Genomic DNA, 14,846 nt, shown 5'->3' with positions numbered 1-14,846 from the left:
CGGTCACCCTTCCCTTATCGCGCGGTGGAGGTGTAGGGCAGCAGCGCCATCTCACGGCTGTTCTTCACGGCCGTGGCGACGTCACGCTGGTGCTGCGTGCAGTTGCCGGTCACGCGGCGGGCACGGATCTTGCCGCGGTCGGAAATGAACTTCCGCAGCATGTTCGTGTCCTTGTAGTCCACGTACGTGACCTTGTCCTTGCAGAAAGCGCAGACCTTCTTCTTAGGCTTGCGCACAGGCGGCTTCGCCATGGTGTTTCTCCTGTGTGATCAAGAAGTGGGGGTACAGCCCACCCTCGGCCCGAAGGCCTAGAAGGGGGGCTCGTCCGAGTAGCCGCCGCCGGAACCGCCGGAGCTTCCGCCCCAGCCGCCGCCACCGCCGCCCTGGTTGCCACCACCGGCAGGAGCGCCGGTCGCCCAGGGGTCGTCCGCGGGGGCACCGCCGCCGCCCTGCTGGCCGCCGCCGGAGCTTCCGCCCCAGCCGCCGCCCTGCTGGCCGCCGCCGCCGCCATTGCCGCCGCCGCTGTAACCGCCCTGACCGCCGCGGCCGGTGGTCTTGGTGACCTTGGCCGTGGCGTTCTTCAGGCTGGCGCCGACTTCCTCCACGTCCAGTTCGTAGACCGTGCGCTTGACGCCCTCACGGTCCTCGTAGGACCGCTGCTTCAGCCGGCCCTGCACGATGACGCGCATGCCTCGCTGGAGCGACTCGGCGACGTTCTCCGCCGCCTGACGCCAGACCGAGCAGGTCAGGAACAGGCTTTCGCCGTCCTTCCACTCATTGGTCTGACGGTCGAAGGTGCGGGGGGTGGACGCGACACGGAACTTCGCGACCGCCGCACCGGAAGGGGTGAAGCGCAGCTCGGGGTCGTCTACAAGATTGCCGACGACCGTGATGACGGTCTCGCCTGCCATGGGGGAACCTCTCGGCGGGTTTGCTGCTGGCTGCTGGTGCTGCTACTCGATGCCCGAGTTCAGCTGAGCTGGAGAGCTCAGTGGGTCTCGGGACGGAGGACCTTGGTCCGGAGGACCGACTCGTTCAGGTTCATCTGGCGGTCGAGCTCCTTGACGACCGCAGGCTCGGCCTGCAGGTCGATGACCGAGTAGATGCCCTCGGGCTTCTTCTTGATCTCGTACGAGAGACGACGACGGCCCCAGGTGTCGACCTTCTCGACCTTTCCGTTGCCCTCACGGACGACGGAGAGGAAGTTCTCGATCAGGGGGGCGACAGCGCGCTCCTCCAGATCGGGGTCGAGGATGACCATCACTTCGTAGTGACGCATGTGGAACCCACCTCCTTTGGACTCAACGGCCACGGTCGTTCCGTGGCAGGAGGGTTGTGATGCGTACGCAACGGTATCGGCCGCCACTGACAATCGGGCTCCGTTCGAAGCACCGAGTGATCGGTGAACCGAAAGGGAGTCCTTGTCGTGACCTGGCCGCGGCCTGGGCAGACACCGGTGCAGAGGGTACAGAGTACCTGCACACCCGCTTCGGGTTGAAATCCGGCCGGGTTCACCGTCAATCTGTACACATCGGGTGTGTATGGCGCTACGATGCGCCGCCTTCCGCAGGAGGTGCCCTATGGCACAGACAGTGCGAACCAACACCGCCGGATCCCTGCTCGCCACCGACCACAAGCCCCATCCGCTCCAGGACACCCTGCTCGCCGTGACCCTGGTGCTCGGAGTGACGGCGTTCGTCACGGCACAGTTCGACAGCCTGCATCTGATCAGCTCCTGGACGGGGCTGCTGGGCATCTTCACCGGCGCCGGCGGGCAGTTCGTCTCGGAGACGACCAGGCAGCGCTTCGGGCTGATCCTGGGGCTCGGCGCCTCCGCCATCGGCTTCTTCCTCGGCATGGCACACGGCGGCCTCTTCGGCGGCGTCATCGGCTGAGGGGGCGAGGCGGCCGGGCGGCCCGGACACCACTCCGCGGCCGCCACACGGCCCCCGACAGGTGACACAACACCCCAAAACGTCCCGACCGGGCATCGGTCAGGACGCAGGTTCCATACGGCCAGACGGGGCGCTCGCAGGGCGCAGTAGGCTTCGGCGCGAGAGCCGGAGCCCCTGTACCCATGGGGACACACCAGCCCGAGGAGCGCCCCGAATGAGCCTGACCCTGAGGACCATCAGCCGAGAGCAGCATCTGGCATACATCCAGAGCCTGCCCTCGGCTAGCCACATGCAGGTCCCGGCCTGGGCCGACGTGAAGGCCGAGTGGCGCTCGGAGAGCCTGGGCTGGTTCGACGGCAGGAGCGGCGAGATGGTCGGCGCCGGGCTGGTGCTGTACCGCCAACTGCCCAAGATCAAGCGCTATCTCGCGTATCTGCCCGAGGGCCCGGTCATCAACTGGTATGCGCCGAACCTCGACGAGTGGCTGCAGCCGATGCTCGCGCACCTCAAGCACCAGGGTGCCTTCTCCGTGAAGATGGGGCCGCCGGTGATCATCCGGCGCTGGGAGGCCACCTCCATCAAGGGCGGCATCCAGAACCCGGACGTGAAGCGTCTGCGCGACATCGAGGCCGACTTCATCGAGCCGCGCGCCTTCGAGGTGGCCGACAAGCTGCGCCGCATGGGCTGGCAGCAGGGCGAGGACGGCGGCGCCGGTTTCGGCGACGTACAGCCCCGCTACGTCTTCCAGGTGCCGCTGGCCAACCGCTCCCTGGAAGAGGTCCACAAGAACTTCAACCAGCTGTGGCGCCGCAACATCAAGAAGGCCGAGAAGGAGGGCGTCGAGGTCGTCCAGGGCGGCTACCACGACCTCGAGGAGTGGCAGCGGCTGTACGAGATCACGGCGATCCGCGACCACTTCCGGCCTCGACCGCTGTCGTACTTCCAGCGCATGTGGACGGCCCTCAACACCGAGGACCCCAACCGGATGCGGCTCTACCTCGCCCGGCGGGGCGGCGTGAACCTGTCGGCGGCGACGATGCTGGTGGTCGGCGGACACGTCTGGTACTCGTACGGCGCCTCGGACAACATCGGCCGTGAGTTCCGTCCGTCGAACGCGATGCAGTGGCGGATGCTGCGCGACTCGTACGCCCTGGGGGCGACGGTGTACGACCTGCGCGGCATCTCCGACTCGCTGGACGAGACCGATCACCTCTTCGGCCTGATCCAGTTCAAGGTGGGCACGGGCGGCCAGGCCGCGGAGTACCTCGGAGAGTGGGACTTCCCGCTCAACAAGCTGCTGCACAAGGCGCTCGACATCTACATGTCCCGCCGCTGAGGGTCCTGCCGCCGAGCCGGCCCGAACAGCCAGCCGAGCCGCTGATCCGGCCCGGTGTCGCTCGGTCGGTCCGGCGCATGAGCCACACTTTCCTTCCATACCTCTGATACACCGCAGCCACGAGAAAGGTTCCGGGACCGGCCATGGCGCTCACGCTCTACGTCGACACCGCGCGCTGGCGGGCACACCACAAGCAGGTGTCCGAGCAGTTCCCGGGGCTCGTCCCCGTCTGCAAGGGCAACGGCTACGGCTTCGGCCACGAACGGCTCGCGGACGAGGCCACCCGCCTCGGCTCCGACATCCTCGCCGTCGGCACCACGTACGAGGCCGCCCGGATCAAGGACTGGTTCGGCGGCGACCTGCTGGTCCTGACGCCGTTCAGGCGGGGCGAGGAGCCCGTACCGCTGCCCGACCGCGTCATCCGCTCGGTGTCGTCCATCGACGGCGTGTACGGCCTCGTGGGCGCCCGTGTCGTCATCGAGGTGATGTCCTCGATGAAGCGGCACGGTGTCAGCGAGCAGGATCTGCCGCATCTGCACTCCGCCATCGAGAACGTGCGGCTGGAGGGCTTCGCCATCCACCTGCCGCTGGACCGTACCGACGGCTCGGACGCCGTCGAGGAGGTCATCGGCTGGATGGACCGCCTGCGTGCGGCCCGCCTGCCGCTGCACACGATGTTCGTCAGCCACCTGAAGGCCCAGGAACTCGCGCGGCTGCAGCAGCAGTTCCCGCAGACCCGGTTCCGCGCGCGGATCGGTACGCGGCTGTGGCTGGGCGACCACGACGCGACCGAGTACCGCGGGGCCGTCCTGGACGTCACGCCCGTCGCCAAGGGCGACCGTTTCGGCTACCGGCAGCAGAAGGCGGCCTCGGACGGCTGGCTCGTCGTCGTGGCGGGCGGTACGTCGCACGGGGTGGGCCTGGAGGCCCCGAAGGCGCTGCACGGCGTCATGCCGCGCGCCAAGGGCGTCGCCCGGGCCGGTCTGGCGACGGTCAACCGGAACCTTTCCCCGTTCGTCTGGGCGGGCAAGCAGCGCTGGTTCGCCGAGCCCCCGCACATGCAGGTCTCGATCCTCTTCGTGCCCTCCGACGCCACGGAGCCGAGGGTCGGCGACGAACTGGTGGCCCATCTGCGGCACACGACCACGCAGTTCGACCGCGTCGTCGAGCGCTGAGGCGGGGACGCCGTCCTCCCTCAGGGGAGATGCGAGCAGCGGAAAGGCCGTACACGATCACCGTGTACGGCCTTTTCGTATGCCCCCTGGGCACGCTGTTCGCTCAGGGCGAACGGTCCTCCACGGCCACGCCTCCGTTGCCCCACTGCACCGGCGGCCCCTCGAAGTGCGCCGCGTGCCGGGGCGGATGGGCCGCGGCCCCGAGGACGAAGGCGTCCTCCGCCCCGTCGAGGACTCCGCCCGAGGGGTCGTCGTCGCCCGCCTTGCGGACCATGTCCCGTTCCGGCATGAAGATGTCGCGTACCACCACGGCGCACAGGTACAGCGTGCCCAGGAGGTGGACGGCGATGGCGATCTGGTAGCCCTGCGAGGAGAGGCCCTTGTGAGCCTCCCCGCTGGTCGTGTACGCGAGGTACATCCAGATCCCCAGGAAGTACGCCACCTCGCACGCCTGCCAGATCAGGAAGTCCCGCCAGCGCGGCCGGGCCAGCGCGGCGAGGGGGACCAGCCACAGTACGTACTGGGGCGAGTAGACCTTGTTGGTGAGGACGAAGGCCGCGACGATCAGGAACGCGAGCTGGGCGAAGCGGGGGCGGCGCGGGGCGGTGAGGGCGAGGGCGGTCAGGGCCACGCAGACGAGCACCATCAGGACCAGCGCCCAGGCGTTCGCGGTGTCGGCGGTGATCGTGATCTTGAACCAGGTCGAGAGGAACAGGAAGACCGAACCGAAGTCGACTCCCCGGTCGTGGCTGAAGCTGTAGAACTTCGCCCAGCCCTCCGGGGCGAGGTACATGACCGGAAGGTTGACGACCAGCCAGGCGCCCACGGCGCCCATCACCGCGATCCCGAACTCGCGCCACTTGCCGGCCCGCCAGCACAGCACGAGCAGCGGACCCATCACCAGGAACGGGTAGAACTTGGCGGCGGTGGCGAGTCCGATCAGGATGCCGAAGGCGAGGGCGCGGCCCCGCGACCACATGAGCATCGCGGCGGCCAGCAGGGCCACGGCGAGGAGGTCCCAGTTGATGGTGGCCGTGAGCGCGAAGGCGGGCGCGAGGGCGACCAGGAGGCCGTCCCAGGGGCGCCTGCGGTGGGTGCGCGCGGTGCTCACGGCGATGACCGCCGCGCACACCATGAGCATCCCCGCGTTGACCATCCAGTAGATCTGCTCCTGGTCCTGGATGCTGCCGCCGCCCGGCGTGAGCCAGGCCGCGACCTCCATGAACACACCCGTGAGCACGGGGTACTCGAGGTAGTCCATGTCGCCGGGGAGCTTGTCGAAGTACGGCACCAGGCCGTCGGCGAAACCGCGCCCCTGGTAGAGGTGCGGGATGTCCGAGTAGCACGCGTGCGTGTACTGGGTGCTGGCCCCGAAGAACCAGCCGCCGTCGTAGCAGGGCAGCTTCTGGACCATGCCGAGGGCGAACATGGCGATCGCGACCAGCGCGACGACCCGTACGGGCGTCCACCAGGACGTCCCGAGGAGGGCCCTTCGTCCGATGGGGCCGCCGATCAGCTCACTGCCGGCCGCGGCGACCTCGTCCTCCTTGGTCGGCCGCACCGGCTCCGGCTCGCGCACGCTCGCTCGCGTCGTCTCTGCACTGGGCATGGCGCACATCCTGCCGTACGGACCTGGGAGTGCGGTGGTCGGCGACGGATGCCGCCTCCGCTCCCGACCGCTTGTGATCAACGACACACCGGTTGCCGTACGCGTGAAAGGGGGCCGCCGGCATGTGCCGTCGGCCCCCTTTCGTCAGGCTCGCGTCCGTCGCTCGGCCCGGGTGTCCCTCACTCAGCCGTTCTGGCCTCGGATGAAGCCGCCGCCGTTGCCGTTGCCTCCGCCGTTGCCGGCGGTATCGGTGGCCGTGGGACTGTTGGTGACGCCTCCGTCCGTCCCGCCGTTGTCGCTGCCACCCGCGTCCGTCCCGCCGTTGTTGCCGCAGGTCCAGTCGAACTTGTTGCAGCTCTCGCTCGTCGTGGGCGAAGGAGAGTTGCTGAGCGTCGGGCTGGGGGTGTCGCTCGGCGTCGGGCTCGTCGACGGCGAGGACGTGGCCGACGGGGTCGCGGACGGGCTCGGGGTGTCGTTGAGGACCTCACCGATGGGCTGCGGCGTCGGGAAGTCCTCCACCTTCTGGCCCTTGAGCGCGGTCTCCATGTAGTCGTGCCAGATCTGGGCCGGGAACGAGGCACCGTGGATCTTCTTCTCGCCGCCCGTGCCGTACATCTCCAGAAACGTACGGTTCTTGCTGCTCGCGTTGTCGTCCAGGCGGTACATGCTGATCGACGTCGACAGCTGCGGGGTGTACCCGACGAACCAGGCCGACTTGTTGCCGTCGGTGGTACCGGTCTTGCCGGCCACCTGGCGGCCGGTCAGCCGCGCGGCGGTACCGGTTCCCTTGTCCACGACCGTCTTGAGCACGTCGGTGACGTTGTCCGCGACCTCCGGGCTGAAGGCCTCCTTCGCCTTCGCGATGTCACGGTGCCGGAACACCGTGCCGTCCTTGCTGTCGATCTTCTCGACCGAGTACGGATCACGCTGCTGTCCGCTGTCCGCGAAGGTGGCGTACGCACCGGCCATACGGATCGCGCTGGGGTCCGAGGTACCGATGGAGAAGGAAGGGAAGTTGGAGCTCGCCAGGCTGCTCTTGAGAACGCCCGCGGCGAGCGCGGCCTGCTCCACCTTGTCCGTACCCACGTCCATGCCGAGCTGGACGTAGGCGGAGTTCACGGACTCCCGCATCGCCTCACGCAGGTCGATCTTGTAGCTCGGCGGATTGTAGGACTTGTCGCCGTCGTTGGTCTGCAGCCACTCCTTGCCTTCCTTGTCGGTCCAGACGGAGTGGTCGTACTGCTCGATCTTGAGCTTGTTCTTGCCGCTGTACAGGCTCTTCGGAGAGGCGATCTTGCGCTGTCCCGAGCCCGCGGGATCCTTCACGCCCCACTGCATGGCGGCCGCGAGCACGAACGGCTTGAACGTCGATCCCACCTGGGCACCGGTCTGGTCGGCGTTGTTGGTGAAGTGCTTGGTCGCGTCCTCACCGCCGTAGATGGCCTTGATCGCTCCCGTGGTCGGATCGACAGAGGCCCCGCCGAACTGGACGAACTTGTCCGTGTCCGGCCGCGCCTTGGGGTTGATCTTCTTGCTGCGGACTTCCTTCACGGCATTTTCGAGAGCATTGACCTTCGACTTGTCGAAGGTCGTGTGGATCGAGTAGCCGCCGCGCTGGAGCTGGTCCTCGGTGATCTTCGTGTTGTGGACGACATACGCCTTGGCGAGGTCGACGAGGTAGCCGATCTGGCCGCTGAGCCGGGTGTTGGAACGCGGGTTCTGAGCCTTGGGAAGCTCCTTGAACGTGGCCCGCTTCGCAGCACTCAGATGCCCGTACTTGACCTCTTTGTCCAGCGTGTCCGACCACTGGGCCGTGGCCCGCTTCTTGTTGTTCTCGGGGGTGGCCGACGCGTCGAGCGAGGGGGCGCCCGCCGGGTCGTAGTAGGTCGCGCCCTTGAGCATCGCCGCCAGGAAGGCGCACTGGCTCTCGTCGAGCTTGATGGCGTCCTTGTCGAAGTAAGCGCGCGCCGCCGCCTGGAGTCCGTACGCCCCGCGACCGTAGTACGCGGAGTTCAGGTACCCCTCCATGATCTTTTCCTTCTTGACCGTGGCGCCCACCTTGATCGAGACGAAGATCTCCTTGAACTTCCGGGAGATCGTCTGCGACTGGTCGTCCAGCATCGCGTTCTTGACGTACTGCTGGGTGATGGTGGAACCACCCTGCGTCTGACCGCCCCTGGCCATGTTCAGGAAGGCACGGGCGATGCCCTTGGGGTCGACGCCGCTGTCGGTCTCGAAGGTCTTGTTCTCCTGCGAGATGACGGCGTAGCGCATCGCCGCGGGGATCTGCGAGTAGTTGATGATCTGGCGGTTCGTCTCACCACCGGTGGCGACCATCTGGGTGCCGTCGGCCCAGTAGTAGACGTTGTTCTGCGCCGTGGCGGTCTCCGCCACGTTCGGGACGCTCACCATGGCGTACCCGATGCCGGCCACGGCCACCAGGCTCCCGACGAAGCCGATGAACAGGCCCGACACCAGCTTCCAGGACGGCACCCAGCGCGCACCCCCCGACCTACCCGCGCGCGGGTAGTCGATGAGGCGTTTCTTGACGGGTCCCGAGGGGCGGCCACGACCGGGCCCGTTCGGGCCGCCGGGGCCTCCGCGGCGGCCGCCGGATCCGGCGGCTTCCGCGCCTCTGCGCCGCCCGCCGCCACCATTCCTCTGGGCCGCGCGCCGAGCCTCGGCGCGACCCCCGTACGGGCGCTCCTCCTCACCCCCTGACCCACCGGAACCGGAAGGTGACTCATAGGAGTCGGAAGGTGACCCAGTGGCGCCTCGCGGTGTCGCGCGGCGGCCTGCGGACGGGCCGGGCTGGCCGCGCCGGGCCGCGGCACGTCCGCCGCCCTGCTGCTGCGGCGGTTTGCGACGGTGCTCGCTCATCGAACGACTACTCCTAGGGCAGGCGCACCCTTGCGCGCCTGGAAACGGCGGCTGGTTTCCGGTCCCCCCGAAGTACGGATGCGGTCGATCACACATTCACCCGTACTGCACCGAGGACGAAGACGTCCTCAGGCGTCACTCGGTTCCCGGTGGTTTTGCATGGCGCACAGACTACGCACCGTCAAAACCCACCTAGCTCCGAAGTTCACCTCAAATCAGGCAACTTGCTTCGTATGAATCGGTGATGTGACGCCGTTCACCGTGGTCCCTCTTGTCGCAGACGGATGGCCGTTCTATCGTGCTGATGTATCGAGTCGATACATCAGCTCGGCATAAAGAACGTGCCGAGGAGGCCGCGACAGGCAGGAGGCGAGATGAGCCGGCGCTCCGGGATCCTCGAGTTCGCCGTTCTCGGTCTGCTCCGCGAGTCCCCGATGCACGGCTATGAGCTGCGCAAACGACTCAATACGTCACTCGGTGTGTTCCGGGCGTTCAGCTACGGGACGCTCTACCCCTGCCTCAAGACGCTGGTCGCCAACGGCTGGTTGATCGAGGAATCGGGGAGCACCCCGGAGGACGCCCTCGCCGCTCCACTCGCAGGGCGTCGCGCCAAGATCGTCTACCGGTTGACGGCGGAAGGTAAGGAACACTTCGAGGAGCTGCTCTCGCAGACGGGTCCCGACGCGTACGAGGACGAGCACTTCGCCGCTCGTTTCGCCTTCTTCGGGCAGACGTCACGCGACGTACGCATGCGCGTACTGGAGGGCCGCCGCAGCCGGCTCGAGGAGCGCCTGGAGAAGATGCGCGCCTCTCTGGCACGCACCCGGGAGCGCCTCGACGACTACACCCTTGAGCTCCAGCGCCACGGAATGGAGTCCGTGGAGCGCGAAGTGCGCTGGCTGAACGAGCTCATCGAAAGCGAGCGGGCGGGACGGGACGTCAGTTCCGCCACCGAAGACACCTCCCGAGGTGCCTCCGACGGCCCCGCTCCGCAGCACAGCACATCTGGAGAGACGGGCGGCCTGCCCCGGCACCGGGATGACTCCCGACCGGATCCGTCCGACGACACCACCACGTGAGGTCCAGTCGGGGCTTCACCTCGTACACACAGGGAGCAACCGGAATGGGTTCGGTTCGCGTAGCCATCGTCGGCGTGGGCAACTGCGCCGCCTCGCTGGTTCAGGGCGTCGAGTACTACAAGGACGCCGACCCGGCGACCAAGGTCCCCGGCCTGATGCACGTCCAGTTCGGCGACTACCACGTCGGTGACGTCGAGTTCGTCGCCGCCTTCGACGTCGACGCGAAGAAGGTCGGCCTCGACCTCTCCGACGCCATCGGTGCCAGCGAGAACAACACCATCAAGATCTGCGATGTCCCGAACAAGGGCATCACGGTCCAGCGCGGCCACACCCTGGACGGTCTCGGTAAGTACTACCGCATGACCATCGAGGAGTCCGCCGAGGCCCCGGTCGACGTGGTCCAGATCCTCAAGGACAAGCAGGTCGACGTCCTCGTCTGCTACCTGCCCGTCGGTTCCGAGAACGCGGCGAAGTTCTACGCCCAGTGCGCCATCGACGCCAAGGTCGCCTTCGTCAACGCCCTCCCGGTCTTCATCGCCGGCACCAAGGAGTGGGCGGACAAGTTCACCGAGGCCGGTGTCCCGATCGTCGGCGACGACATCAAGTCGCAGGTCGGCGCCACCATCACGCACCGTGTGATGGCGAAGCTGTTCGAGGACCGCGGTGTCCGTCTTGAGCGCACCATGCAGCTCAACGTCGGCGGCAACATGGACTTCAAGAACATGCTGGAGCGCGACCGCCTCGAGTCCAAGAAGATCTCGAAGACGCAGGCCGTCACCTCGCAGATCCCCGACCGCGACCTGGGCGAGAAGAACGTCCACATCGGTCCCTCGGACTACGTGGCCTGGCTCGACGACCGCAAGTGGGCCTACGTCCGCCTCGAGGGCCGTGCCTTCGGTGACGTTCCGCTGAACCTGGAGTACAAGCTCGAGGTCTGGGACTCCCCGAACTCGGCCGGTGTCATCATCGACGCCCTGCGCGCCGCGAAGATCGCGAAGGACCGCGGCATCGGCGGCCCGATCCTGTCGGCGTCGTCGTACTTCATGAAGTCCCCGCCGGTCCAGTACTTCGACGACGAGGCCTTCGCCAACGTCGAGAAGTTCATCAAGGGCGAGGTCGAGCGCTAGAAAGACAGGCGCCGAGCGCCGGCCGACACGGTTCGCAGTGCCCGTAGGACAGGGCACCGCGGGCCGACGGGACGCCGCGCACGGCGCCGAGGGGCTCTTCGCTCCTGCCCGTCGAGGGTCCCCGGGTCACTCACCCGGGGACCTTCCTCGTATGTGAGGCTGTGCCCCATGGCCGTCGTGCGTGATCTGCGCGTCCTCCTGCGCCTCCAGAACTTCCGACGTCTGCTCGGGGTCCGCCTGCTGTCCCAGGGCGCCGACGGGGTCTTCCAGGTCGCGCTCGCCACCTACGTCGTCTTCTCCCCGGAGAAGCAGACCTCCGCTGCCTCGATCGCCTCGGCGATGGCCGTCCTGCTCCTCCCGTACTCCCTCATCGGCCCCTTCGCGGGCGTCCTGCTGGACCGCTGGCGGCGCCGCCAGGTCTTCCTGTACGGCAATCTGCTGCGGGCTGCGCTGGCATGCGTGACGGCCGTTCTGATGCTGAGCCACGTGCCCGCCTGGCTCTTCTACGCCTCCGCCCTGTGCGTCACCGCGGTCAACCGCTTCGTCCTCGCGGGGCTCTCGGCGGCCCTGCCCCGCGTCGTCGACCCGGACCGGCTGGTGATCGCCAACTCGCTCTCTCCCACCGCCGGGACACTCGCCGCGACAGCGGGCGGGGGTCTCGCCTTCGTCGTGCGGCTGGTCGGCTCGGACTCGGACGCTGCGGTCGTGCTCGTCGGGGCGGCCCTCTATCTGTGCGCGGCGCTCGCCGCGCTGCGCATATCGCCGGAACTGCTCGGCCCGGAGCAGCATTTGGTGCGGCCGAACCTGCGCACGGCGCTCGCCGGCACCGCCCGCGGTCTGATGGCGGGCGTGCGCCATCTCGCCGAGCCCGCGCGACGGGAGGCCGCCTGGGCGCTCATGGCCATGACGTTGATGCGTTTCTGCTACGGCGCCCTGACGGTCATGATGCTGATGCTCTGCCGGTACGCCTGGTCGTCCGGCTCGGACGACGGGCTCGCCCTGCTGGGGCTGGCCGTGGGCATATCGGGGGCGGGCTTCTTCGCCGCGGCCGTGGTGACGCCCTGGGCGGCGGGGCGACTGGGTCCCCGGGGCTGGATCCTCGTGTGCGCCGGTACGGCCGCGGTCCTGGAGCCCGCTCTCGGCCTGTCCTTCACCCCGCCCCCTGTGCTGGCCGCCGCCTTCGTCCTGGGCCTGACCACACAGGGCGCGAAGATCGCCACCGACACCGTGGTGCAGTCATCGGTCGACGACGGCTACCGCGGCCGGATCTTCTCCGTCTACGACGTCCTGTTCAACGTCGCGTTCGTCGGCGCGGCCGCGGTGGCCGCACTGATACTGCCTTCTGACGGACGCTCGGTTCCGCTCGTCGCCACCGTGGCCGTGGTCTACGCCGCGGTTGCTCTATCTATGGCCCGTTTTGATCGCCGGCCAGTGTCACATCAATGACACAGAGCCCCTCCTGACTACTGCGTTGTCACAGGCTCCCGATAACTTACGTGCGTCTTATTTCGCGCCACGCGCCTAGGTTCCAGGGGGGACCCCGTATGACTACTCCGCCGCCCCACGGCCAGAACCCGTACGCCCAGCAGCCCACCGCTCCCATGGGGCAGCAGCCGGTCCAGCCGGGGGTTCCCCCGCAGCAGCCCTACGCGCCGTTCCCCAACCAGGGCGCCCCGGTGCCGCCGCCGGCCCCCAGCCCGGCCAAGCGGGGCGGCAAGAAGGCGCTGCGCATCGTCGCGCTGATACTCGTCGCCGTGGCTCTGTACGGGGTGAAGTGGTACCTCGGCCAGAGCGACGCGGAGACCGCGTCGGTCGGCAACTGCATGCACAACGACGGCACGGACTCCAAGGCCGACCTCAAGACGGTCGACTGCTCCTCGGGTGACGCCCAGTACAAGGTCGTCGAGAAGTTCGACGACACCAGCGACGAAAACAAGTGCAAGGACGTCACGGACTCGACGATCGCCTACATCCAGTCGGGCGGTGGCCACGACGTGGTGCTGTGCCTGAAGGAGAACAAGTAGCGACACCGTTCACATGCGGCGAGGGGTGGTGTTTCACGTGAAACACCACCCCTCGCCACTCTCCCTCGCTCGCCCGTGGGTCATGTTTCACGTGAAACATGACCCACGGACTTGAGCCTCAGCCCTGCTCGGACCACCACTCCTTGAGCGCCGCCACTGCCGCGTCGTGTTCCATCGGGCCGTTCTCCAGTCGGAGCTCCAGCAGGAACTTGTACGCCTGGCCGATCGCCGGGCCCGGGTCGATGCCCAGGATCTCCATGATCTGGTTGCCGTCGAGATCGGGCCGGATCGCGTCCAGCTCCTCCTGCTCCTGAAGCTGGGCGATGCGCTCCTCCAGGCCGTCGTACGCACGCGAGAGTGCGGTCGCCTTGCGCTTGTTACGGGTGGTGCAGTCGGAGCGGGTCAGCTTGTGAAGACGGTCGAGGAGCGGCCCCGCGTCCCGTACGTAGCGACGGACGGCGGAATCGGTCCACTCACCGGTGCCGTACCCGTGGAACCGCAGATGAAGTTCGACCAGCCGGGAGACGTCCTTCACGAGCTCGTTCGAGTACTTGAGCTCCGACATCCGCTTCTTGGTCATCTTCGCGCCCACCATCTCGTGGTGATGGAAGGACACCCGTCCGTCCTTCTCGAAGCGCCGGGTCCTCGGCTTGCCGATGTCATGCAACAGTGCGGCCAGTCTCAGGACCAGGTCGGGGCCGTTCTCCTCGAGCTCCATGGCCTGTTCCAGGACGATCAGGGTGTGATCGTAGACGTCCTTGTGCCGGTGGTGCTCGTCACGTTCCAGCCGCAGGGCCGGCAGCTCGGGCAGCACATGGGCCGAGAGACCGGTGTCGACGAGCAGCGTCAGGCCCTTGCGCGGGTGCGCGGAGAGAAGGAGCTTGTTGAGCTCGTCCCGTACCCGTTCCGCCGAGACGATCTCGATACGTCCTGCCATGTCCGTCATCGCCGCGACGACGTCCGGGGCCACCTCGAAGTCGAGCTGAGCCGCGAACCGGGCGGCCCGCATCATCCGCAGCGGATCGTCGGAGAAGGACTGCTCGGGCGTTCCCGGGGTGCGCAGCACCCGCGCGGCCAGGTCGTCCCGGCCGCCGTGCGGGTCGATGAACTTCTTCTCCGGCAGCGCGACAGCCATCGCGTTCACCGTGAAGTCACGGCGCACGAGGTCTTCCTCGATCGAGTCGCCGTAGGACACCTCGGGCTTGCGGGACGTCCGGTCGTACGCCTCGGAGCGGTACGTCGTGATCTCGATCTGGAAGGACTGCTGTACGCCGTCCACGAGGGCGTCCTTCTGCGCGCCGACGGTGCCGAAGGCGATCCCGACCTCCCAGACGGCGTCCGCCCAGGGACGCACGATCTTCAGTACGTCCTCGGGTCGGGCATCCGTGGTGAAGTCCAGGTCGTTGCCGAGCCGGCCGAGGAGCGCGTCCCGGACCGAGCCGCCGACGAGGGCGAGGGAGAACCCGGCCTCCTGGAATCGGAGGGCGAGGTCGTCGGCGACAGGGGACACCCGCAGCAGTTCACTCACCGCGCGGTGCTGCACCTGGCTCAGGGCACTGGGATTGTCTTCGTTGGCGTTCGGCACAACAGAAAAGGGTACGTGGCCGGGGCACCCCGGGGCGCCTCCATAAAACGTGCACAGGCGTCCTCCCCTTTACACGGGCCTCAATACGCGCACATACAGGACAGTCGGCCCAGTCTCCCGATCTTGTGGAGCACTC

13 protein-coding genes are annotated in these 14,846 nt (G+C 67.7%); 7 read left to right on the top strand and 6 right to left on the bottom strand.

Annotation, left to right across the window (positions count from 1 at the left end):
- Positions 1–14: 14 nt before the first annotated feature.
- The 3 genes from rpsR to rpsF all read right to left on the bottom strand — a co-directional run bounded on the left by rpsR (position 15) and on the right by rpsF (position 1,279).
- Positions 15–251 (bottom strand): 30S ribosomal protein S18, encoded by a 237-nt coding sequence (rpsR, locus tag OG199_RS21690; protein WP_003949403.1) that lies wholly within the window; start codon positions 249–251, stop codon positions 15–17.
- Positions 252–308: 57 nt separating this feature from the next.
- Complete coding sequence (locus OG199_RS21685; protein ID WP_405830857.1) at positions 309–911, bottom strand: single-stranded DNA-binding protein; 603 nt, start codon at positions 909–911, stop codon at positions 309–311.
- A 77-nt stretch (positions 912–988) separates the two neighbouring features.
- Positions 989–1,279, bottom strand: a complete 291-nt coding sequence (rpsF, locus tag OG199_RS21680) for a 30S ribosomal protein S6 (RefSeq protein WP_005482942.1) — start codon at positions 1,277–1,279, stop codon at positions 989–991.
- Positions 1,280–1,580: 301 nt separating this feature from the next.
- On the opposite strand from rpsF, the gene OG199_RS21675 reads away from it, so the two are divergent.
- From OG199_RS21675 to OG199_RS21665, 3 genes are all read left to right on the top strand, one after another.
- Positions 1,581–1,895 carry a hypothetical protein gene (locus OG199_RS21675; RefSeq protein ID WP_356798130.1) on the top strand — a complete coding sequence of 105 codons (315 nt, stop codon included), beginning with the start codon at positions 1,581–1,583 and terminating at the stop codon, positions 1,893–1,895.
- 214 nt (positions 1,896–2,109) lie between these two features.
- Positions 2,110–3,231: a lipid II:glycine glycyltransferase FemX gene (locus tag OG199_RS21670; protein ID WP_405830854.1), complete on the top strand. Its 1,122-nt coding sequence runs from the start codon at positions 2,110–2,112 to the stop codon at positions 3,229–3,231.
- Between the two features lie 143 nt (positions 3,232–3,374).
- Positions 3,375–4,406, top strand: coding sequence for an alanine racemase (locus OG199_RS21665; protein WP_266700264.1), 1,032 nt, complete (start codon positions 3,375–3,377; stop codon positions 4,404–4,406).
- Between the two features lie 103 nt (positions 4,407–4,509).
- On the opposite strand, the gene OG199_RS21660 is transcribed toward OG199_RS21665, so the two are convergent.
- Together OG199_RS21660 and OG199_RS21655 are read right to left on the bottom strand one after the other, a co-directional pair.
- On the bottom strand, positions 4,510–6,015 hold the full coding sequence (locus tag OG199_RS21660) for a glycosyltransferase 87 family protein (RefSeq protein ID WP_356798133.1): 1,506 nt from the start codon (positions 6,013–6,015) through the stop codon (positions 4,510–4,512).
- 183 nt (positions 6,016–6,198) lie between these two features.
- Positions 6,199–8,895 (bottom strand): transglycosylase domain-containing protein, encoded by a 2,697-nt coding sequence (locus OG199_RS21655; protein ID WP_401807412.1) that lies wholly within the window; start codon positions 8,893–8,895, stop codon positions 6,199–6,201.
- Positions 8,896–9,269: 374 nt separating this feature from the next.
- On the opposite strand from OG199_RS21655, the gene OG199_RS21650 reads away from it, so the two are divergent.
- The 4 genes from OG199_RS21650 (at position 9,270) to OG199_RS21635 (ending at position 13,125) form a co-directional block, all read left to right on the top strand.
- Positions 9,270–9,974, top strand: a complete 705-nt coding sequence (locus OG199_RS21650) for a helix-turn-helix transcriptional regulator (protein ID WP_356809401.1) — start codon at positions 9,270–9,272, stop codon at positions 9,972–9,974.
- A 44-nt stretch (positions 9,975–10,018) separates the two neighbouring features.
- Entirely contained in the window at positions 10,019–11,101 is a 1,083-nt protein-coding gene (locus OG199_RS21645; RefSeq protein ID WP_266700268.1) for an inositol-3-phosphate synthase, read from the top strand.
- 168 nt (positions 11,102–11,269) lie between these two features.
- Entirely contained in the window at positions 11,270–12,547 is a 1,278-nt protein-coding gene (locus tag OG199_RS21640) for an MFS transporter (protein ID WP_405830851.1), read from the top strand.
- 98 nt (positions 12,548–12,645) lie between these two features.
- Positions 12,646–13,125 carry a hypothetical protein gene (locus tag OG199_RS21635; RefSeq protein WP_351721468.1) on the top strand — a complete coding sequence of 160 codons (480 nt, stop codon included), beginning with the start codon at positions 12,646–12,648 and terminating at the stop codon, positions 13,123–13,125.
- 118 nt (positions 13,126–13,243) lie between these two features.
- On the opposite strand, the gene OG199_RS21630 is transcribed toward OG199_RS21635, so the two are convergent.
- Positions 13,244–14,710, bottom strand: a complete 1,467-nt coding sequence (locus tag OG199_RS21630; RefSeq protein ID WP_405830849.1) for a CCA tRNA nucleotidyltransferase — start codon at positions 14,708–14,710, stop codon at positions 13,244–13,246.
- Between the last annotated feature and the right edge of the window lie 136 nt (positions 14,711–14,846).

The sequence above is a fragment of the Streptomyces sp. NBC_01176 genome, from assembly GCF_045039825.1.
Taxonomy (GTDB): Bacteria; Actinomycetota; Actinomycetes; order Streptomycetales; family Streptomycetaceae; genus Streptomyces.
The sequence above is the reverse complement of the archived record's forward strand: the minus strand, read 5'-3'. Positions and strand labels throughout refer to the sequence as shown.